Annotated in this window: 21 protein-coding genes; 10 read left to right on the top strand and 11 right to left on the bottom strand. The window is 61.1% G+C overall.

The annotated features are described in order from the left end of the window. Nucleotide 1: 1 nt before the first annotated feature. Nucleotides 2-430: a type II toxin-antitoxin system VapC family toxin gene (locus NKJ06_RS05335; RefSeq protein WP_352626916.1), complete on the bottom strand. Its 429-nt coding sequence runs from the start codon at nucleotides 428-430 to the stop codon at nucleotides 2-4. After that, the gene (locus tag NKJ06_RS05330) at nucleotides 420-674 is read right to left on the bottom strand and encodes a type II toxin-antitoxin system VapB family antitoxin (protein ID WP_023762078.1); all 255 of its coding nucleotides are present in this window, start codon (nucleotides 672-674) and stop codon (nucleotides 420-422) included. The genes NKJ06_RS05335 and NKJ06_RS05330 overlap by 11 nt, the downstream gene beginning before the upstream one ends. Nucleotides 675-964: 290 nt before the next feature. Here NKJ06_RS05330 and NKJ06_RS05325 point away from each other — a divergent pair, with 290 nt between their 5' ends. The 4 genes from NKJ06_RS05325 (at nucleotide 965) to NKJ06_RS05310 (ending at nucleotide 5,042) form a co-directional block, all read left to right on the top strand. Beyond that, nucleotides 965-1,483, top strand: coding sequence for a sigma-70 family RNA polymerase sigma factor (locus NKJ06_RS05325; RefSeq protein WP_352626917.1), 519 nt, complete (start codon nucleotides 965-967; stop codon nucleotides 1,481-1,483). Beyond that, the gene (locus NKJ06_RS05320; RefSeq protein ID WP_352626919.1) at nucleotides 1,480-2,271 is read left to right on the top strand and encodes an anti-sigma factor family protein; all 792 of its coding nucleotides are present in this window, start codon (nucleotides 1,480-1,482) and stop codon (nucleotides 2,269-2,271) included. The genes NKJ06_RS05325 and NKJ06_RS05320 overlap by 4 nt, the downstream gene beginning before the upstream one ends. Before the next feature lie 204 nt (nucleotides 2,272-2,475). After that, entirely contained in the window at nucleotides 2,476-3,573 is a 1,098-nt protein-coding gene (locus NKJ06_RS05315; protein ID WP_352626921.1) for a peptidase C39 family protein, read from the top strand. A 5-nt stretch (nucleotides 3,574-3,578) separates the two neighbouring features. Further along, complete coding sequence (locus tag NKJ06_RS05310; RefSeq protein ID WP_352626923.1) at nucleotides 3,579-5,042, top strand: RimK family ATP-grasp domain-containing protein; 1,464 nt, start codon at nucleotides 3,579-3,581, stop codon at nucleotides 5,040-5,042. Between the two features lie 129 nt (nucleotides 5,043-5,171). Here NKJ06_RS05310 and NKJ06_RS05305 read toward each other — a convergent pair whose 3' ends face one another. Next, nucleotides 5,172-6,083 carry a LysR substrate-binding domain-containing protein gene (locus tag NKJ06_RS05305; protein ID WP_352626924.1) on the bottom strand — a complete coding sequence of 304 codons (912 nt, stop codon included), beginning with the start codon at nucleotides 6,081-6,083 and terminating at the stop codon, nucleotides 5,172-5,174. Nucleotides 6,084-6,194: 111 nt separating this feature from the next. Between NKJ06_RS05305 and NKJ06_RS05300 the strand changes: the two genes are divergently transcribed. Continuing rightward, nucleotides 6,195-7,085 carry a fatty acid desaturase family protein gene (locus NKJ06_RS05300; RefSeq protein WP_352626926.1) on the top strand — a complete coding sequence of 297 codons (891 nt, stop codon included), beginning with the start codon at nucleotides 6,195-6,197 and terminating at the stop codon, nucleotides 7,083-7,085. 12 nt (nucleotides 7,086-7,097) lie between these two features. Here NKJ06_RS05300 and NKJ06_RS05295 read toward each other — a convergent pair whose 3' ends face one another. The 3 genes from NKJ06_RS05295 to ygfZ all read right to left on the bottom strand — a co-directional run bounded on the left by NKJ06_RS05295 (nucleotide 7,098) and on the right by ygfZ (nucleotide 10,796). Beyond that, nucleotides 7,098-9,239: a putative bifunctional diguanylate cyclase/phosphodiesterase gene (locus NKJ06_RS05295; RefSeq protein ID WP_352809298.1), complete on the bottom strand. Its 2,142-nt coding sequence runs from the start codon at nucleotides 9,237-9,239 to the stop codon at nucleotides 7,098-7,100. A 64-nt stretch (nucleotides 9,240-9,303) separates the two neighbouring features. After that, on the bottom strand, nucleotides 9,304-9,936 hold the full coding sequence (locus tag NKJ06_RS05290) for an HD domain-containing protein (RefSeq protein ID WP_352626928.1): 633 nt from the start codon (nucleotides 9,934-9,936) through the stop codon (nucleotides 9,304-9,306). Beyond that, nucleotides 9,936-10,796, bottom strand: coding sequence for a CAF17-like 4Fe-4S cluster assembly/insertion protein YgfZ (gene ygfZ / locus NKJ06_RS05285; protein ID WP_352626930.1), 861 nt, complete (start codon nucleotides 10,794-10,796; stop codon nucleotides 9,936-9,938). The genes NKJ06_RS05290 and ygfZ overlap by 1 nt, the downstream gene beginning before the upstream one ends. A gap of 75 nt (nucleotides 10,797-10,871) precedes the next feature. Between ygfZ and NKJ06_RS05280 the strand changes: the two genes are divergently transcribed. The 3 genes from NKJ06_RS05280 (at nucleotide 10,872) to NKJ06_RS05270 (ending at nucleotide 13,283) form a co-directional block, all read left to right on the top strand. Continuing rightward, nucleotides 10,872-12,203 (top strand): dihydroorotase, encoded by a 1,332-nt coding sequence (locus NKJ06_RS05280; RefSeq protein ID WP_352626931.1) that lies wholly within the window; start codon nucleotides 10,872-10,874, stop codon nucleotides 12,201-12,203. A 53-nt stretch (nucleotides 12,204-12,256) separates the two neighbouring features. Next, on the top strand, nucleotides 12,257-12,484 hold the full coding sequence (locus NKJ06_RS05275; RefSeq protein WP_352626933.1) for a hypothetical protein: 228 nt from the start codon (nucleotides 12,257-12,259) through the stop codon (nucleotides 12,482-12,484). A 70-nt stretch (nucleotides 12,485-12,554) separates the two neighbouring features. After that, a complete protein-coding gene (locus NKJ06_RS05270; protein WP_352626934.1) occupies nucleotides 12,555-13,283 on the top strand; it encodes a nucleotidyl transferase AbiEii/AbiGii toxin family protein in 729 nt (242 codons plus the stop codon). Nucleotides 13,284-13,288: 5 nt separating this feature from the next. Here the strand turns inward: NKJ06_RS05270 and NKJ06_RS05265 are convergent, their stop codons facing one another. From NKJ06_RS05265 to NKJ06_RS05250, 4 genes are all read right to left on the bottom strand, one after another. Next, nucleotides 13,289-14,077 carry a hypothetical protein gene (locus tag NKJ06_RS05265; RefSeq protein ID WP_352809297.1) on the bottom strand — a complete coding sequence of 263 codons (789 nt, stop codon included), beginning with the start codon at nucleotides 14,075-14,077 and terminating at the stop codon, nucleotides 13,289-13,291. A gap of 70 nt (nucleotides 14,078-14,147) precedes the next feature. Further along, complete coding sequence (locus NKJ06_RS05260) at nucleotides 14,148-14,405, bottom strand: hypothetical protein (RefSeq protein ID WP_008874920.1); 258 nt, start codon at nucleotides 14,403-14,405, stop codon at nucleotides 14,148-14,150. Between the two features lie 361 nt (nucleotides 14,406-14,766). Continuing rightward, a complete protein-coding gene (locus tag NKJ06_RS05255) occupies nucleotides 14,767-15,144 on the bottom strand; it encodes a TIGR02301 family protein (protein WP_352626937.1) in 378 nt (125 codons plus the stop codon). A 97-nt stretch (nucleotides 15,145-15,241) separates the two neighbouring features. Beyond that, nucleotides 15,242-15,676, bottom strand: a complete 435-nt coding sequence (locus NKJ06_RS05250) for an NUDIX hydrolase (protein ID WP_352626938.1) — start codon at nucleotides 15,674-15,676, stop codon at nucleotides 15,242-15,244. A 127-nt stretch (nucleotides 15,677-15,803) separates the two neighbouring features. Here NKJ06_RS05250 and NKJ06_RS05245 point away from each other — a divergent pair, with 127 nt between their 5' ends. Next, nucleotides 15,804-16,565, top strand: a complete 762-nt coding sequence (locus NKJ06_RS05245) for an SOS response-associated peptidase (protein ID WP_352626939.1) — start codon at nucleotides 15,804-15,806, stop codon at nucleotides 16,563-16,565. A 129-nt stretch (nucleotides 16,566-16,694) separates the two neighbouring features. On the opposite strand, the gene NKJ06_RS05240 is transcribed toward NKJ06_RS05245, so the two are convergent. Continuing rightward, nucleotides 16,695-16,850 (bottom strand): hypothetical protein, encoded by a 156-nt coding sequence (locus NKJ06_RS05240; protein ID WP_111549195.1) that lies wholly within the window; start codon nucleotides 16,848-16,850, stop codon nucleotides 16,695-16,697. Nucleotides 16,851-17,237: 387 nt separating this feature from the next. Between NKJ06_RS05240 and cysS the strand changes: the two genes are divergently transcribed. Then, nucleotides 17,238-18,674: a cysteine--tRNA ligase gene (gene cysS / locus NKJ06_RS05235; protein WP_352626942.1), complete on the top strand. Its 1,437-nt coding sequence runs from the start codon at nucleotides 17,238-17,240 to the stop codon at nucleotides 18,672-18,674. Nucleotides 18,675-18,707: the final 33 nt, after the last annotated feature.

Genomic DNA, 18,707 nt, shown 5'->3' with positions numbered 1-18,707 from the left:
TTCAAGCCAGGTCGGTCTGCGAAAAATCGTTGCCCTTGTAGAGCAGCGGTATCCGGTGAGCCTTAGCACACGCGTAACTGAAGCAATCTCCGAAATTCAGCTTGGCGGGATGGCCCAAATATCGACCATAGTCGCGGGCGGCTTTGATGGCGAGTTCGCGGATGCGTGCATCTATTGGTATCTCTACAGCCCTAAGCTCGGCCAGGAAGCCTACAACGATCGTTTGGCACCGATCGATTAAGACTGCTGGTGTCAGGGCTTGGTCGCCGTTTTCCGCCAGGGATGTACTGCGGGCTATCCCAACGATCGCTTCGAATGCGGAGCTCGGAGAAAAATAGAGCTTGTCGGCACTTTCAGCTTTTTTTAGCAGACTGTCCGCATCTGCCTCCTGCAGGAGGATCGCGATGATAGCCGAAGCATCAAGGAACATCAGGTTCTCCCCATCCTTCGTCCATGAATTTTTTCATGTCGAAGTTCGGGTCACGAGGACCAAGTGCGCTTGCAGCGTCCTGAAACTTCTTGATGCGCTCACTCAATGGAAGGACGGCGTTCGTCCGTTCAAGCTCGCGCTTGAGAGCAATCCGGACCGCTTCCGTCTTTGTCGGCGCCTTGATCGCAGACTGTAACTGGCGAGCCAGCGCGTCGACCTCGTCATCACGGATGTAAAGAGACATACTCGGGTTCCTCGTCAGAGGTATATCTTAAATTGAATATACGGAATATACGATTTTGAATATACATTCTCCCGGGCGGATTTTCAATTCTGCCGGACGCGTTTTCGTCTATCGTGCGGAAAAGACGAGATACCCTCTCCGTTTTCTGCCGGGGAATAAAACGGTCGGTCATGTCGTTATCTCATTGCTTGGGTGACCGGGGCGGCGGACCGCTTCGCGCTGGCCGCTTGCGCCGCGCCGAGAAGACGCGTTCAATCGAGATCAACAAGGCGACCCCAGAAACAGCGGTCATGGACGAAAAGAAGGCTGCAATCCTTGGCGAAATACCGCGCCTGCGCCGCTACGCACGCTCGCTTTTGCGCGACGGCGACGCTGCCGACGACCTCGTCCAGGATTGCCTCGAGCGGGCGCTTGTGCGGCTCGACAATTGGCAGACAGGAGAAAGCCCCCGGAGGTGGCTGTTTACGATCATGCATCATTTGTTCATCGACCAGATGCGCAAGGTGAACCGTCGCGGCGAAGCGGCGATGCTGCCGTTGGAAGCCGGCGAGGCCGTTGCCCAGCCGGCCGAGCAGATGGAGAGCATCGCCTCGCGCGAGATCATCGACGCGTTGCAGGCGATCAGCCCCGACCGCCGCGCAGCCCTTGTCATGGTTGCCATCGAAGGTTTTTCCTATGCCGAAGCCGCCAACATTCTAGGCGTGCCTGCCGGCACGCTGATGTCGCGCATTGCGCGCGGGCGCGAGGAATTGCGCGGGTTGCTGGACGACACAGCGCGGCGCCGTGCGATAAGGATCGTCGAGAAATGATCCGTCGTGACTTCTCCGAACGTGACATCCACATGGCGCTCGATGGCGAGTTGCCCAGCGACGAGCGCGCCGCTTACGATGCCTGGCTCGACGCCAATCCCGAGATGAAGGCCAAGAGCGCTCGCTTCACTGCCGATCGGACGGCGTTGCGGACCGCCTTCGCCGGCGTGTTGGACGAACCCGTGCCGGCGCGGTTGCGCAAGGTCGTGCTTGGCGAGCCATCGGCCAGGGCAGCTATGCCACGCTCACGCTGGTGGTTTGCCGCTGCAGCTGCAGTGCTTCTGGTCGCCGGCGGGCTTGGCGGTTACCTTGCCGGCATCGACGGCATCGGGCAGGAAGACCCTGCGGAAGATCGGCTGGCCGAGCAGGCAATCGCGGCCCATGTCATCTTTGCCGCCGAAAAGCGGCATGCGGTCGAAGTGCCGGCCAGCGACAAGGACCATCTGCAAACCTGGCTGTCCAACCGGGTCGGGCTGAAGCTGGTGGCGCCGGACCTGACCGCGAACGGTTTCCAGTTGATCGGCGGCCGGCTGTTGCCGGCGGGCGAGAGCAAGGCCGCCATGCTGCTATACGAGGACGGCAATGGACAGCGCATATCTCTCTACGTCACGGCGGAATCGGCGGAAAATGCCAAGGGAACCTATGCATCGGCGCAAGACGGTCCCCGGGCCGTCTACTGGCTGGACAAGGGCTATGGCTGCGCCGTCGTCGGCTCGCTGCCGCGCGAGCAATTGGCCGTTGTGGCAAAGAGCGCCTATGGCCAGCTTTTGGCCGGCCTGGCCGGTTGAACAGCCGCCGCTTTTGATGGCAACACCGATCTATATTGGTGATCTGGTTCAACGCGTTTTTACATCGCCGACTGCCGTCGAATCTGTCACAATTCGGCCCTATTCGAGGTGCGATAGCGCTTTCTGGCCGTCAGTATTTCGGCTGATGTCTTGAACGTTTTCGAGTAGGGCATTTCCCCACCAATCGAGGTTTTCTCAAGCCGCATGCCTGCCGAGATCCGCACGGCCCGCGCATCTGACGTCGATGACCTCGCCGCCATCGAGAAAGCTGTTTTCTCAAGCGACCGCATTTCCCGTCGCTCCTTCCGCCTGTTCATCGAGCGCGAAACCGCCGAGACACTGGTCGCGGAAGTCGATGGCCGCCTGGCCGGCTATGCGATCGTGCTGTTTCGCAAGGGCAGTGGCGTGGCGCGCCTCTACTCGATCGCTACCAGTCCGTTTTTCGGTGGGCTGGGTGTTGGCCGCGTGCTGCTCGGATCCGCCGAAGACGCCGCCTTCGAGCATGACCGCATGATGCTGCGTCTCGAGGTGCGCGAGGACAACAGCCGCGCGATCCGGATCTACGAACAGGCCGGCTATCGCAAGATCGGCCGCGAACCCGGCTACTATGAGGATGGCGAGACGGCACTGCGCTATGAAAAAACCCTGCGCGGCGACATTCCGATCGGCACCAAGGTGCCGTTCTATCAGCAGACCTGCGAATTCACCTGCGGCCCGTGCTGCCTGATGATGGCCATGGCCAATTTCGATCGTGGCTTCGTGCCGGATCCGATCATGGAAATCCGCCTGTGGCGTGAGGCGACGACCGTCTTCATGATGTCGGGCCCCGGTGGTTGCGAACCGTTCGGTCTCGCTGTCTCGGGGTACGAAAGCGGGCTTGCGGCGGAGATCTACGTTTCCTTCTACGGCGCGCTGTTCCTGCAATCGGTGCGCAGCGAGGACAAGCGCCGGGTGATGGAACTGGCCCAGGTCGACTTTCGCCGGCGCGCGGAACTTTACGGCATCCCGGTGAATTACCGTGCATTCACCATCGACGATATCAGGGCCGCGATCGCTCAGGGGAAACTGGTGCTGGTGCTGATCAGCGGCTTCCTGATGTTCGGCAAGAAGGTGCCGCATTGGGTGCTGGCGATCGGCGATGACGGCGACCATATCCTGATCCACGATCCTTGGGTCGAGGACGAAAGGCAGGAGACCATCCTTGATGCCGCCAACATTCCCGTGCCTTACGGCATCTTCATGAACATGGCGCAGTTCGGCCGCGACGGACTGCGTGCCGCCATCACTCTGGGAAAGCGCTGATAACAATGACCTGGGTTATTCTTACAGGCAGGCAGAGCGATCTCGACCAGGTGGCGACGCCACACAAGATCATCACCAATCGCGACTATCTCGCGCATCCGTCGCTGTTTCGCGGCCAGCGGCCGAAGGTCATCAACCTGTCGAACAATTACGCCTACCAGAGCCGCGGCTACTATGCCTCGCTGCTGGCAAGCTCGCGCGGGCACAAGGTGATCCCGACCGTCGAGACGATAATCGACCTGTCGGAGCGCAAGCTCTATGAGCACGCGTTGCCGGAACTGGAACTGGCGCTCAACAAATGCCGTAAGGATCTTGGCGGCCCCTTTCCGCAAAAGGTCTGCATCTTCTTCGGCATCGGACCGTCGAAAATCTGGGACCGCTTCGCCAAACTGTTGTTCGACTGGTTCCGCGCACCCGCGCTCGAAGTCCACATCAAGGACAGCGCAGAATGGGCCTCGATCCGCAAGATCGGCTTCCATCCGCTGGCGCGGATGACCGAGGACGAGGAAAAAAGCTTCATCCAGTGCCTGGAGACCTACACCAACCGCGAATGGCGCGACACCAAGGGCCGCACGCCGGCACGCTACACCTTCGCCACGCTGGTCGATCCGCATGAGGAATTGCCGCCGTCGGAGATATCGTCGCTGCGTTACTGGGCCAAGATCGCCGAGAAGATGGGCGTCGAAATCGAGCCGATCACCAAGCGGGACCTTGCCAAACTGGCAAACTACGACGCGCTGTTCATCCGCGAGACCACCTCGATCTCCAACCACACCTACCGTTTCGCCCGCCGCGCCCAGCAGGAAGGCATGCCGGTCATCGACGATCCGCTGTCGATGATCCGCTGTACCAACAAGGTCTATCTCAACGAGCTGATGGCCTACAACAAGGTGCCGGTGCCGCCGACGGTGATGATCGCCGGCACTTCGGACCTCGAACTTGCGGCGCAGACACTGGGCTTTCCGCTGGTGCTGAAAATCCCGGATTCGTCGTTCTCGCGCGGCGTCAAGAAATGCGCCAATTTCGAGGAACTGAAGACGCTTGCCACCGAATGGCTGGAGGATTCCGATCTTCTGATCGCGCAGAAATTCATCCCGACCGAGTATGACTGGCGCGTCGGCGTGCTTGGCGGCCAGCCATTATTTGCCGTCCACTATCTGATGGCCAAGAAGCACTGGCAGATCGTCAATCACAAGGCCAGCGGCAAGCCCGACCAGGGCGGCATCAAGACCTTTACGCTGAAGGAAACGCCGGCGCATGTCGTCGAGACGGCGGTGAAGGCGGCGCGCTGCATCGGTGACGGGCTCTATGGCGTCGACCTCAAGGAAACCAAGGACGGCGTCTTCGTCATCGAGGTCAACGACAATCCCAACCTCGACCATGGCTGGGAGGATTCCGGCGAAAAGGACGAAGTCTGGGTGCGGTTGACGCAATGGTTCCTGGAGCGGCTGGATCGACCCGGGCGGTAATTTGATGTCACGCGGCGTTGGGTCATTCGAATGGGCGGATCCGGTGGAATTCGAGATCGTTCCGTGGCGACAAACAAGGACGTGGCAGAGGCATTGAGCGAGCACCTCTGACCATCGTCGCCTGTCAGGTCAACGGAGTGCCGGCGAGCTCACTGCGCGCTGGCATTCGTCGATCAGCCACTGGCGAAACGCCGCCACGACATCGCGCCTCGCGCTGCGCTCCGGGATCGTCAGGCAATAGGGCTGGCGCAGCTCCAGCGCCCGGGCAACGGGCCTGACAAGCCGACCGTCCTCCAGCGCCGCGGCACAGTAGATCCCTTGCGCCAGCGCTACGCCCAATCCCGAAATGCCAAGGTCGAGTGCCGCGCGCGACGAGTTGGCCGAGAGGCCGCGCTGCGCTGCCCGGCCGGGCTCGATGCCGGCCGCCTCGAACCAGTTGTTCCAGGACGGAAAGAACGCACCGGTCGGTCCCCAGCCGGTATGGATGAGCGGCAGGCCGGCGAGGCCGTCGGGCTTGATCATGTCGGCCAGCCCGGGCGCACACACGGGATAGACTGCGTCCTGGACGATATCCTCGGTCGGGTGCTCGCGATAATGCGGGCCATAAGTGAGCCTGATGTCGATCAGCTCACGGTCGAACGGCACCGGGTCGTCGTCGCCTCTGAGCGATATGTCGACGGCGCCACGGCTTGCGACAAAACCGGCGAGACGCTGCGAAAGCCAACCCATGGCCATGGATGGCGGTACCGATACGACCAGGCGCGGGCGGAATGCATCGCCGCCCAGTTCGCGCGAGACGCTGCCGATCTCCTGGAAGGCCATGGTCAGCCTGGGCAGCATCTCGACGCCGGCCTCGGTGAGGACGACGCGCCGGTTGACGCGGTGGAACAGCTTGCGGCCCATCTGCTCCTCGACGGTCCGGATGAGCTGGCTGACGGCGGCGGCCGATACCGAAAGCTCTTCCGCCGCCGCGGCAAAGCTGCCAGCACGCGCCGCAGCCTCGAAGGCCTGAAGTCCTTTGAGAGATGGAAGTGTGACCATGACCGCCAGATAGATAAGCTTAGCTTATCTAAATTGCAGAAATCGTCGTTTTTGGAAAGTTTTTTCATTGACTACAGTGGATTTCGTCAACCCCAGCATGGATCGAAGCCCGTGGATCATCGCGACATTATTGCATCCTTGACGCAGGAAGAGCGCAACCGCCTGACCACCAAGTCCGATGTTATGGGTCTCGTCCAACTCGGCGCTCATTGGGGCGCGATCATGATGATCGGATCGCTGATCGCAGCCAAGGTGCCGTTCTGGCCGCTGCTGATGCTGCCGCAAGGCATCCTCATCGTGTTCCTGTTCACGTTGCTGCACGAAACGGTCCATCGCACGGCTTTCGAAACGCAATGGCTGAACGATGCCGTGGCACGGGTGTGCAGCCTGGCGATCGCGCTGCCGGCGGACTGGTTTCGCTACTTCCATTTCGCCCACCATCGATACACGCAGGATCCGCAAAACGACCCGGAGCTGGCCTTCCCCAAACCGGAGACATGGCGGCAATATCTCGTCCATGTCTCTGGTATCCCGTTGTGGTGCGGCCACCTCAAGACGCTTTATGCCAACGCGATTGACCGAGGCCGGGGAAGCTACGTTCCGTCAAAAGGCTATGACAAGGTGCGCATCGAGGCGCGCGCCATGATTGCCTTTTATGTCGTGGTCATTCTGCTGGCCGTTTATTTCCGGCTCTCGGTGCTTCTCTATGTCTGGATATTGCCCGCTCTGTTGGGACAGCCGTTTCTGCGCCTCTATCTCTTGGCCGAGCACGGTCGTTGTCCGTTCGTCGCCAACATGCTGGAGAACACCAGGACCACACTGACCAACTGGCTGGTCCGCAAGCTGGCGTGGAACATGCCGTTCCATGCCGAGCATCATGCCTATCCCGGTGTGCCGTTTCATCAACTGCCGCGGTTTCATGCGCTGATCGAGCGGCATTTGAAGGTGGTCGAGCCGGGCTATGTCAGCTTCCACGGCAAATACATCGAGACACTGCATTGATGATGGCCGACTTCAACCGGTCTGGCTGTGCAACGCGCGGGATTTCAGCAGACGCTGAATGTCCGCCGCCTTTGACGGCACGCCGATCAGATAGCCCTGCGCCTCGACACAACCATTGCCGCGCAGGATGTCGAGCTGCATTTCGGTCTCGACACCCTCCGCGGTGACGGTGATGCCAAGCTCGGCGCCCAGTCCGATGATGGTGCGAACGATCGCCGCAGTGTCGCGATTGCCGATGTCGCGAATGAACGAACGGTCGATCTTGATCTTGTCGACGGGAAAACGCCTGAGGTAGCCGAGCGAGGAATAGCCGGTGCCGAAATCGTCCAGCGCGATCCGGATGCCCAGTTCGCGCAACTGTCGCAGTGTCTTCAACACCGCCTTGCTCTCGTCCATCAGCACCGTTTCGGTGATTTCCAGCTCCAGCTGGGCAGCGGGCACGCCGGAAAAGGCGAGAGCCGAGATGACGCTGCGGGCAAAGCCGCCGCTTTTGAGCTGCACGGCCGAGACATTGACCGCGATGCGCAGGCCGGCAGGCCAGCTTGCCGCCGCAGTGCAGGCTTTCCTCAGCGCCCACTCGCCAAGCGGCACGATCAGTCCGGTTTCTTCGGCGACCGGAATGAAGCTGTCCGGCGCCACCGTACCGCGCTCCGGCGAATGCCAGCGCATCAAGGCTTCCGCGCCGACAATCGAGCCGGTGGCTATGTTCATGATGGGCTGGAAATCGAGATCGAATTCCTGGCGCGGCAGCGCAGCCTCGAGATCGGTCTCAAGTGCGCGCCGTGCCAGCACCATGGCGTCCATTCCGGGCTCGAAGAAGCGGTACAGGTTGCGCCCTTCGCTCTTCGCCCTGTACAGCGCCGTATCGGCGTTTTTCAACAGCGTGTCGGCGTCCCTGCCATCTTCTGGAAAAACGGCGATGCCCAGGCTGATGCCGACATGAATATCCCGGTTTTTGTCGCGGAACGGTTTTGTAATCGCCTCGACGATCCGCTTTGCCAGTTTTTCGGCATCGGCGATGCTTTTGAAATCGAACTTGATGATGACGAATTCGTCGCCGCCGAAGCGGGCGACGATGTCTGTCTCATCACGCAGGCAACGTTGCAGCCTTTCGGCCACGCTTTTCAGCAGCCAGTCGCCGGCCGGATGCCCCCAAGTGTCGTTGACGGCCTTGAAGCGGTCGAGATCGAGCGAGAAGATTGCCAGAGGCGTGGCCGCCGGGTCTTCCAGCGCAAGGTCCAGCCGTTCGCGAAACATCTGGCGGTTGGGCAACCCGGTCAGCGTGTCATGATGCGCAAGATGCGCCATGCGCTCTTCGGTGCGGCGGCGTTCGGTGACATCGTCGAAAGTCGCTACCCAGCCGCCGCCGCTCATCGGCTGGCGTGTGACCAGAACCGTCCTGCCGTCGGTAAGATGCCGATACGCCGAATGCATTTTTCCCGCCACCAGGCAGGCTTCGGTTTTGGCGACTTCGCTGTCGACGTCGATCTTCGTATAGATGCCGAGCTCCAGCAATCGTTCGAGCGCGTCGCGGTGCGTCGTTCCGAGCGGGAAGTCCGCTGCGGTGACGTTGTAGAGTTCCAGAAAACGCCCATTGCGCACGATCATCTTGCCGTCGGCATCATACATCAGCAGGCCTTGCGACATGTTGGCAAGTGCTGCGTCGAAGCGGCGGTGCTGCTCCTTGAGATCCTGTTCGGCGCGCCGCTGTACGGTGATGTCTTCGTAGATCGAAACCCAGCCGCCCAAGGCCAGCGGACGATGCGAGATGTTGATGATGCGGCCATCCGACAACGTTTCCTCATAGGTCGAGGGTCTCGCCTGGTCGATATAGGGCTTGCGGATGGCGTAGAGTTCGTCGGCGCTTTGCGACGCGATGCCGATGTCGACGCTGTGCCGCAGGATGTCGATTAAATGGATGCCCGGCCGCACCAATTTGGCGTCGAGACAGAAGATGTTGATGTAGTTGCCGTTACAGATGATCATCCGCTCGTCGGCGTCGAACATGCACAGCCCATGCGACATGTTCTCGACCGCGGCCGAAAAGCGTTCATTCTGTTCGCGCAGTTCGTTTTCCATGTGGCGGGAGCGATCCATGCCTTCGGCGTCCCGTTCCGGGACGGCCGAACCATCCTTGGCATCAGCGACGGGCATGAGGCGCGCCTGCGGATCGTGATCGAACGAGCTACTGTGATCGCCGCCGGTTAATTTAGCGTTTTTAGCCGATTGCGGCCGCCGAAACCTGATGCCGCGCCTTCTCGATCGCGGAAAACCGCTTCAGGAACGCATTCTGCGCCCAGGTCACCGAGCGTGGCGTGAAATCGAAGCGGTCGGCATTGAAGCCGCGCGGACGGCCGAAGAACTCGGTCGCCTCGGCGGTCGAAAAACCGGCAAGCAGCGTTGCTTCGAAATAGGCGGCGATCTGGTCGGCGCGCTTGATCTCCTTGCGCAGTGCGGCACTTGGTTCCGGCAGCGAGAAACGCAGATGGATGGCGCGCTGCAACCGCAACTCACAGTCCTTGTAGCTGCCGCCCATCACCGATTTGAACGGCGAGATCATGTCGCCGATGACATATTCGGGGGCGTCGTGCAGCAGTGCCGCCAGCCGGGTATCGGCCGAAGCCTCGGGCACCAGTTCGCAGAACAACGCCTCGACCAACAGCGAGTGCTGGGCAACCGAAAAGGCATGTTCGCCGCTGGTCTGGCCGTTCCAGCGGGCAACGCGGGCGAGCCCATGCGCGATGTCCGAAATCTCGATGTCGAGCGGCGAGGGATCGAGCAGGTCGAGCCGGCGGCCCGACAGCATGCGCTGCCAGGCGCGTGCCGGCGCGCCGACGCGGTCGGCCGCCATCAGGCCTCCTCCGCGCTGACGGCTTCCTGCGGGAAGGCGAATTTTGCCCAGGCCGGGATGGCAAGTGAAACGGCGGCGTCCCCGGCCATAATCGGTTGGCTGGCGTCGAGTGCCGCCTTGACCCTGTCGATGCGGGCAATGGCCAGACCGGTCATGCCGACGCTCGAGCCGAGCGTGCCAACCGGCCGTCCCGCGACGGTTAGCTCGGTGCCCGGCGCGGGTAGGGGGCCATCGGCCGACGCAATCAGCACGCGCCGCCTGGCCGTGCCGCGATGCTGCATGCGTGAGACGACCTCCTGGCCGACATAGCAGCCCTTCTTGAAGCCGACACCGCCGGTTTCGTCCAGCAGCACGTCATGGGGGAAAGCGTCTCCAAGCTGGTAGTCGCTGCCGCTTTCGGCAATACCGCCGGCGATGCGGAAGGCTTGCCACGCGGCAAGGTCACCGCGCTCATCTGTTTCACCATAGGAACGCGTGACGGCACCCTTCGGAAAGCGCGTGTCGGCGGCCGCCGTTGATTCAGATTGTGAGAGCGTTGATTCATGTCCCCACGCGACGGTGACAAGTGCCTGATCCGCCTTGGCAATCTCGACTTTGGCGCGCAGTTTGTAGAGCGTCAGCCGGCGTATGAAATCGTCCGAGATATCGGCACGGCATTCGAGCCGGAATGCATTCTCGCCGGCACGCGAGATCAGGAAATCGAACAAGATCTTGCCTTGCGGCGTCAGCAGCGCGCCGGGCTTGGCTTCGCCGGGAGCCAATACGTCGAGATCGGTGGTCAGGATGTTCTGCAAAAAATGCTCGGCATCCGGGCCTGACACGGAGATGAGCGCGCGGTCTTTGAGCTGGGCAAAGGGCATGGGCGGAAAAGCAGCCTGATCTTGCAAAACGGTCGGCCTTTACGTAAGCCGCTGACACTCCCCCCGCAAGAGAGCATGGCCATGATCTACGACCTCATCCTGACAGGCGGCACCGTGGTCAACCATGACGGCGAAGGGGCTCGCGACATCGGCGTGAAGGACGGGCGCATCGCCGCCATCGGCGATCTCCGCCAGGCCTCGGCCGGCGAGACGATCGATTGCCGCGGCCTGCATATCCTGCCGGGTGTCATCGACAGCCAGGTGCATTTTCGTGAGCCGGGACTGGAGCACAAGGAAGATCTGGAGACCGGTTCGCGCGCGGCGGTGCTGGGCGGTGTCACCGCCGTGTTCGAAATGCCCAACACCAATCCGCTGACCACCAGCGAGGCAGCCCTTGCCGACAAGGTGCGGCGCGGCAGCGGTCGCATGCATTGCGATTTCGCCTTCTGGGTTGGCGGCACCCGTGAGAACGCGAAACACGTCGGCGAGCTTGAGCGGCTACCGGGTGCTGCGGGGATCAAGGTGTTCATGGGCTCGTCCACCGGCGATCTGCTGGTTGAGGATGACGAAGGCGTGGCATCGATCCTTAGAAACACACGCCGCCGTGCCGCCTTCCATTCCGAGGACGAGTTCCGGCTGCGCGAGCGTCTGGGCATGCGCATCGAGGGCGATCCGTCATCGCACCCGGTATGGCGCGACGAGATCGCCGCCTTGCGCTGCACGGAACGGCTTGTGCGCATCGCTCGGCAAGCGCGTGCCCGGATCCATGTCCTGCACATCTCGACCGCCGAGGAGATCTTGCTCCTCGAACAGCACAAGGATGTCGCGACCTGCGAAGCGACGCCGCATCATTTGACGCTGAGCGCCGACGACTATGCGCGGCTCGGTACCCTGATCCAGATGAACCCGCCGGTGCGCACCGCGCGCCATCGCGATGGCGTCTGGCACGGCATCGCGCAAGGCATCGTCGATGTGCTCGGCTCCGACCACGCCCCGCACACGCTGGCCGAGAAGGCCAAGCCCTATCCGGTCTCGCCCTCGGGGATGACCGGCGTGCAGACGTTGGTGCCGATCATGCTCGACCACGTCAATGCCGGCCGGCTGACGCTGCAGCGCTTTGTCGACCTGTCCAGCCACGGCCCGCAACGCATCTTCGGCATGGCGAGAAAGGGTCGCATCGCCGCCGGCTACGACGCCGACTTCACCGTCGTCGATATGAAGCGGCGCGAAACCATCACCAACGCGCAGGCCGGCTCGAAAGCCGGCTGGACGCCTTACGACGGCAGGGAAGTGACCGGCTGGCCTGTCGGCACCTTCATTCGCGGCCTGCGTGTGATGTGGGAAGGGGAGATTACCACGCCGAGCCAGGGCAAAGCGGTGGAATTCTCCGAAGCATTGGCGGGGTAGCTGTTGCTACGGCGTTGGATTTTTTAAGGACAATCCACTAAGTTAATTGGGATATGAACGCCGATCTCGCGCCCACGATTGTCCCTGCTGAGTTCCCGGAACTCCAAGCGCTTGCCTGGAACCGCGATGCAGCACGCCCAATTCCGGCCGAGGAGGCATTTGCGCTATACGAGCGGAATTGGCGTTTTGTCGATCAAAAGCGGCTTACGACGCGTGAAAAGCTGCTTATCCAGACTCTGGCAGACAAGTTTGGTCACGGCATCCTTTTGACCACTGTCTGAAGTTTGTTCCCCTCTTCTGATCTTCACCTCGCAGCTGGAACATCAACGGGACACACCGCGAGCGGAAATCATGACGAAATTCAAGAAGCCTGAACATCGGATCATTGCCGAAGCCCTCGGATTGATGGATCACCGTTTCCTGACCGCAAACCAATGCTGGTTCGGTGGCGGCACGGCGATCGTCATGAAATTCGGCGAATACCGACGGTCGCTGGATGTCGACTTCCTGTGTGCCGACGCCGACGGTTATCGCGAACTGCGGACCTGGGCGGCCGAAAGAGGAGTTAGGGCGTTCTTTCCCGCGCCCGTGGAGGCCGTTCGGGATTTCCAGATCGACCAGTATGGCTTGAGGACGATTGTACGATTGAAAGGGCAATCGATCAGATTCGAAGTCATCCGCGAAGGCCGCATCAGACTGCAAGGTCATTTCGACAACGATCTGAATGTATCGATCCTCGTCCCCGCAGACATGTTTGCCGAGAAGTTGCTGGCCAATGCCGATCGATGCCAGGACCGCGCAACCGCATATCGCGATGCTATCGATCTTGGAATGTTGATTGACGCGTATGGCGAAATCCCGATCGAAGCGCTCGGCAAGGCGCAAACTGCTTACGGGCCAGACATTCAGCACAAGGTCGCATGGGTGGTGAACAAGCTTCAGGACAAGGACGAGCTACGCAACGCAGCCGATATCCTGCAAATGGACTCCAGCGTGGCGGCGGATACTATTTCGCTTCTTCGAGGGGAAGCCGCTCGCATATGGCCGGATGCCGGAATCGACGAGGGACCACGTCGATAGCTGGCTCAATCCCCGGCGACGAAGAAGGTCCATTGCCCTGAGGGCGTGATGCCAACGCGATAGAAAATATAGGCGCCGAACTGCTTCATGTCGTCGAAATCGCCCGCGGTGACGATCTTGAACAGTTCGACCCGCTGCTTGGCGTCCAACTTGTCCAACGGCAGGGCGAAAAAGTACGGCCACACATAGAGCTCTTCCGGCTTGCCGGCATCGAGATGGACATAACCGGCATTGAGCACCTCTTCCAGAATGGCCAGAATCTCCTGCCCATCCGGATCACTGGAGAGACCCTTGAGGAAGGCGATGGCATCACCGTCTATGTCGGTCAGCGATATCTGCGTCATGCTGTCGCCCTGGCCGATCAAGGGCCGCAGCTTTTCGATGTCACCGCCCTTGCAAGCCTCGACGATCAGATCGTGCATGCGCCGAACCGGTTCCGGCAGCTTGCCGAGATCGTAGACAACCTCGGGCACCGGCGTGTCCGGATCGACGCGCGGCCTGGTCACGCCGCCATCCGCCGGACTGTCGGGCTCGGATTCGGCCGGAGGAACCGGCTGGCTGGTCGGAGGCGGCGTTCCGACCGGATTGGGCATTGGCACGGTGCTTCCCGGCGGCGAGATGTCGCCGTCGGCCGCCGGCGTGGCTGGTGGGGGAAGCTCTTCGCGCTTGATCTCGCGCAGCGCATAGGCGGGGCTGCTCACGAAACATACGATCAGGGGAATCGCGGCACAGCAAGCGGCGAAGCAGATGCAAAGGGCCAGGCCACGCGGCTTGCCTGACATCGAAAAACTCACTGCCCGTTTCTCCCTGCTTCCGGGCATGACGCCCGAGCGGCATTCCGTCGTCAAAGAACCGGAGGTCGGTTCAGTGCCGCAGCCGTTCAGGTTCGAAGGCGCCAGCAATCACCTTTTCACGCATACGGTCGAGCAGGGCAAGGGCCGAGGTCTCGCCATTGGCACGCAACATCTCGCCGAAGGCGGTTTCGAGCGCTGCTTCGGCAATGATCTCGGGCTCTATGCCGGCGGAGAGACCTTCCGCCCATGCCTCGCTGTGGCTTTCCACGGCGGTCAGGCGCTTCTCTTCCCTGACCAGCGCGTCGATGTCGTTGACACCATGTTCCATAAGCGAATGTCCACCCTTTCAAGCAGCGATCCGTCAATGTGGATCAGGCTTGATCTGTTCATTTCACACGCAGGGTCAATTAAGTATTTGTAAATACGACATTTTTTTGATCGTCTTTTACAAAGCCCGATTGCCTTGCGCGAAGCTGCATTCAACTCGAGTCAAACTTAGCCGATTAGGGCTGCCTGCGGGGCGAAAACCTTCAGTTTGAGTTAATTCCGCATTCTCGCGGTAAGGTTTCGTTAATACTGTTGCAGAAGTGCCACATGAGGATTGCACCAAGATGTCGCCTGGCACAAGTCGGATATATCGGCTGTCGCCGGCAATTGTCCGGATAGTTGTTGATGAGCAACCGAAATGCCTAATTTCCGTAACGCGAGGCAATGTCGCGCGACAGCGTCTCGCCTTCCTTCATATAGCGGCTGATGGCCTCGGTCGCCGAAGGGGTGCACTGCGTATAGATGCCGCCGAAGGAGCGGTAGCCGCGATTGAAGCTGGCGATGAAGCGGGCGCGCCGCTCGGCGTCCGGATTTTCCGAATCGAGCAGCTTCTCCATCTCGACACGCCACTGGTCGCCTTTCTCGCCGCACAAATTGCGCAGGAAATGCAGCGACCCCAGAACCTCCGCCAGCCGCATCAACCCGGGCTCGAACGGCGAATCGGCGCTGAGCGCGGGTCGCGTCGAGATAGCCGTGCTGGCAACAAGACATATGGCAAGGAGCAGGGATGGACGGTTCATATCATAAGGTTCTCTGCCGAACGGCATAAGCCGTTCTGGCTCTGCCAAACAGCATAAGCCTTTGTGGCGAAACAATTTGTCGCCCGCAAGGCGATTTTCAGGGCTGCGGCCCGCCGCTTCCGCCGGAATTCAACAAGTCTTCGGCGACCGCGAACACCGAGCCGGCAAGCGGCAGTGCCGCCATCTCGCTGAGCGTATAGAAGGCGGCTGTCTCGGCGTCGTCGTTGGCCACCGCCTCGCCGCCGGCATAGGCGGCGCCGAAGACCGTGAGGAGATAATCGACCGGGTGGCTGTCGTCCCTGCCGTCGATGTGGATTTCCCGAAGCGGTCGATAATCGGTGGCTCGCAGGCCGGTCTCTTCCAGCAGTTCACGGGCGGCAGCCTGCTCCAGCGTTTCGCCGGGCTCGACCTTGCCGCCCGGAAAGGCATAGAGCCCTTGTGAGGGTTGCCGGGCTCGCTTGACCAGTAGCACGGTATTCGCGCGCACGATGGCGACCGAGACTGCCGGGAGTGTCTTGCGCGCTTCGTTCATGGATTCCCGATCAGGCATTGAAGGCAGGTCTGTTGTGGACCGCTCAGCATGCGGAAGGTTTAGCGGTTGCGCAACGCCGGTTCCATCGCCACTTTCAAACAGAACCATTCGAGGGCACCAATCGACCATGTGCGGACGTTTTGCCTTGACCGCGACGCCGGACCAGACCGCCGCCTTGCTAGGCTTGGCCGAACTGGAGGATTTTCCAGCGCGCTACAACATCGCGCCGACGCAGCCGGTCCTGATGGCGATCGCCGCCGCTCCGCGGGCGCCGGGCTCGAATCTGCCGGACCGGCAGCCGATGCTGGTGCGCTGGGGGCTGATCCCGACCTGGGTCAAAGACACCAGGGAGTTTCCACTGCTGTTCAACGCGCGCTCTGAGGGCGCTGCCGAAAAGGCCTCGTTCAAAGCCGCCATGCGCCATCGCCGCGCGCTGGTGCCGGCGTCAGGCTTTTACGAGTGGCGGCAAACCGGTGGCAAGAAGGGGCAGCCCTACTGGATACGCCCAAGGCACGGCGGGTTGGTCGCCTTTGCCGGCCTGATCGAGACCTATGCCGAGCCGGGCGGTTCGGAGATGGACACCGGTGCCATACTGACAGTCAACGCCAATGCCGATATCGCGCATATCCACGACCGCATGCCGGTCGTGATCGATCCCAGGGATTTCGCCCGCTGGCTGGATTGCCGCACGCTCGAGCCGCGCGATGTGGCCGATCTGTTGCGGCCGGCACAGCTCGATTTCTTCGAGGCAATTCCCATCTCCGACCTCGTCAACAAGGTCGCCAACACCGGACCGGAGATTCAGGAGCGGGGCGAGATCGGGCCGGAGCCCGAGAAGGTCAAGCGCCGGAAGCCCGGCGCGGACGACAGTCAGATGACGCTGTTTTAGAGCATGATCCTGAAAGTGGCCCCGGTTTTCGGGAAAGATCATGCTCAAACAAAGGACCGAAGCTATTGCTTCAAGGTGCGCATTGGCGCCTTCATTTCCGGCGCCTTGGCGCCAGGCCGCACACCGCTTTCAGGCAGCGCGGGGCGATACGATCTTCTGTGCCGGCTTCTTCTTCTTCGCGGTATGGAGAAGGGCGGCGACGATCGCGGCCGGGCCGATTGCGCGGTAGTGGTTGGCCAGCGCTGGTTGCTTGGCGCGGTTGGATTCCTGCTTCGTTCGGGGCATGTCTCTCTTCCCAGGTAACATTTCCGTGTCTGCGTTTGATGGCCGATTCTGACCAAATCGTGACGCCTGCTGATCTAGCCGACGAATGTTTCATGACTGTGCCGACATGTTTAATAAAATGTTTCAGTGCATCATTACCTGTGATCCGGCGACGTTTTTGCCGAAACTAGCGACTTGACGGCAACACAAGCCAAGGCGATAAAGCCGCCTATGAAAACGTTTTTCGCCATTTGTGGCATTTGCATTATTGGCTAGCCTCGCGCTGGTCCGGACGTTTTCGCCTCATCTTTCCCCAGATTGGACAAACGCCCCGGCCAGCAGGCTGGAATCCGGTTTGCGCCTCGGCGCTAGGCGGACTCCTGAACACAACAGATCGGGAAGGCACGAATGTCTGACGCATCGCAGGGCCTGCGCCTCTACAACACGCTGACGCGGATGAAAGAGGATTTCGTCCCGATCGATGCGCACAACGTGCGCATGTATGTCTGCGGCCCGACCGTCTATGACTTTGCCCATATCGGCAATGCCAGGCCGGTGATCGTCTTCGACGTGCTGTTCCGCTTGCTACGTCATGTCTATGGGCAGACGCACGTCACCTATGTGCGCAACATCACCGACGTCGACGACAAGATCAACGCGCGCGCCTTGCGGGATTTCGGCGGCGAGATCGCTTCAGGCACGCTTTCGCTCAACGAAGCGATCCGGCGGGTCACCGAAAAGACCGCCGATCAGTTCCACAAGGATGTGGCGGTTCTCGGCTGCCTGGAGCCGACGGTCGAGCCGCGCGCCACCGAATTCGTCGAACCTCGCGCCGACGGCAAGGTCGACATGATCACCTTGATTCAAAGCCTGATCGAACGCGGCCATGCCTATGTTGCGGCAGGCGAAGTCCTGTTCGACACGGCGTCGATGCCTGACTACGGCCAACTGTCGAAGCGCAATCTCGACGAGCAGCAGGCCGGCGCTCGCGTCGCCGTCGACGCGCACAAGAAAAATCCCGGCGATTTTGTCCTCTGGAAGCTGTCGTCACCGGAGGAGCCGGGCTGGAATTCGCCATGGGGCAGGGGCCGGCCGGGCTGGCACATCGAATGCTCGGCAATGTCGGCGGCCTATCTCGGCGAGGTCTTCGACATCCATGGCGGCGGCCTCGACCTGATCTTCCCGCATCATGAAAACGAGATCGCCCAGTCGCGCTGCGCCCACGGCACCGACGTCATGGCCAACATCTGGATGCACAATGGCTTCCTGCAGGTCGAAGGCCAGAAAATGTCGAAGAGCCTCGGCAATTTCTATTCGATCAACGAGTTGCTGGAGACCGAGACCTTTGGCGGCCGCAAATGGCCGGGCGAGGTGCTGCGGCTGGCGATGCTGATGACGCACTATCGCGAGCCGATCGACTTTTCCGTGCGCAAGCTGGAAGAGGCTGAGAACACGCTGCGCAAATGGAAGCGGGGGGCGGACCTCGCGCCGTCGGCGGCAGGGCAGTTGCCAGTGGAGGTCATCGATGCCTTGTCGGACGATCTCGCCACCTATGCCGCCTTCCAGGTTTTGACGCAGTTGGCCGGCGAGGCAGCGGACGGCAACGATGCCGCTGCGTCGCTGAAGGCGTCGCTGGTGTTCCTCGGCTTCGATGTCGCGTCGGCCAAGGTTGACGAAGACCGCGTCGCAAAGGCCATCGCCAAGCGCCTCGCATTCATCGCCGCTAAGAACTGGGCCGAGGCCGACCGCATCCGCGACGAACTGCTGGCACAAGGTATACAGTTGAAGGACGGCAAGGACCCGGTCACAGGCGAACGCATCACCACTTGGGAGGTGAAGCGGTGAAGGTGGTGCGAAACACTTTTGCAAGGTTGGCGG

This window comes from Mesorhizobium sp. M0293 (genome assembly GCF_040321735.1).
Lineage (GTDB): Bacteria > Pseudomonadota > Alphaproteobacteria > Rhizobiales > Rhizobiaceae > Mesorhizobium.
The sequence above is the reverse complement of the archived record's forward strand: the minus strand, read 5'-3'. Positions and strand labels throughout refer to the sequence as shown.

What these genes read in the sequence shown, in the direction of transcription:
- NKJ06_RS05325 (WP_352626917.1), top strand. Translation starts at nt 965, where the DNA reads ATGGACGAAAAGAAGGCTGCAATCCTTGGCGAAATACCGCGCCTGCGC.
- NKJ06_RS05330 (WP_023762078.1), bottom strand. Translation starts at nt 674, where the DNA reads ATGTCTCTTTACATCCGTGATGACGAGGTCGACGCGCTGGCTCGCCAG.
- NKJ06_RS05315 (WP_352626921.1), top strand. Translation starts at nt 2,476, where the DNA reads ATGCCTGCCGAGATCCGCACGGCCCGCGCATCTGACGTCGATGACCTC.
- NKJ06_RS05305 (WP_352626924.1), bottom strand. Translation starts at nt 6,083, where the DNA reads ATGGTCACACTTCCATCTCTCAAAGGACTTCAGGCCTTCGAGGCTGCG.
- NKJ06_RS05290 (WP_352626928.1), bottom strand. Translation starts at nt 9,936, where the DNA reads ATGGCGGCCGACCGCGTCGGCGCGCCGGCACGCGCCTGGCAGCGCATG.
- cysS (WP_352626942.1), top strand. Translation starts at nt 17,238, where the DNA reads ATGTCTGACGCATCGCAGGGCCTGCGCCTCTACAACACGCTGACGCGG.
- NKJ06_RS05310 (WP_352626923.1), top strand. Translation starts at nt 3,579, where the DNA reads ATGACCTGGGTTATTCTTACAGGCAGGCAGAGCGATCTCGACCAGGTG.
- NKJ06_RS05335 (WP_352626916.1), bottom strand. Translation starts at nt 430, where the DNA reads ATGTTCCTTGATGCTTCGGCTATCATCGCGATCCTCCTGCAGGAGGCA.
- NKJ06_RS05280 (WP_352626931.1), top strand. Translation starts at nt 10,872, where the DNA reads ATGGCCATGATCTACGACCTCATCCTGACAGGCGGCACCGTGGTCAAC.
- NKJ06_RS05245 (WP_352626939.1), top strand. Translation starts at nt 15,804, where the DNA reads ATGTGCGGACGTTTTGCCTTGACCGCGACGCCGGACCAGACCGCCGCC.
- NKJ06_RS05255 (WP_352626937.1), bottom strand. Translation starts at nt 15,144, where the DNA reads ATGAACCGTCCATCCCTGCTCCTTGCCATATGTCTTGTTGCCAGCACG.
- NKJ06_RS05275 (WP_352626933.1), top strand. Translation starts at nt 12,257, where the DNA reads ATGAACGCCGATCTCGCGCCCACGATTGTCCCTGCTGAGTTCCCGGAA.
- NKJ06_RS05260 (WP_008874920.1), bottom strand. Translation starts at nt 14,405, where the DNA reads ATGGAACATGGTGTCAACGACATCGACGCGCTGGTCAGGGAAGAGAAG.
- NKJ06_RS05270 (WP_352626934.1), top strand. Translation starts at nt 12,555, where the DNA reads ATGACGAAATTCAAGAAGCCTGAACATCGGATCATTGCCGAAGCCCTC.
- ygfZ (WP_352626930.1), bottom strand. Translation starts at nt 10,796, where the DNA reads ATGCCCTTTGCCCAGCTCAAAGACCGCGCGCTCATCTCCGTGTCAGGC.
- NKJ06_RS05295 (WP_352809298.1), bottom strand. Translation starts at nt 9,239, where the DNA reads ATGCCCGTCGCTGATGCCAAGGATGGTTCGGCCGTCCCGGAACGGGAC.
- NKJ06_RS05250 (WP_352626938.1), bottom strand. Translation starts at nt 15,676, where the DNA reads ATGAACGAAGCGCGCAAGACACTCCCGGCAGTCTCGGTCGCCATCGTG.
- NKJ06_RS05240 (WP_111549195.1), bottom strand. Translation starts at nt 16,850, where the DNA reads ATGCCCCGAACGAAGCAGGAATCCAACCGCGCCAAGCAACCAGCGCTG.
- NKJ06_RS05320 (WP_352626919.1), top strand. Translation starts at nt 1,480, where the DNA reads ATGATCCGTCGTGACTTCTCCGAACGTGACATCCACATGGCGCTCGAT.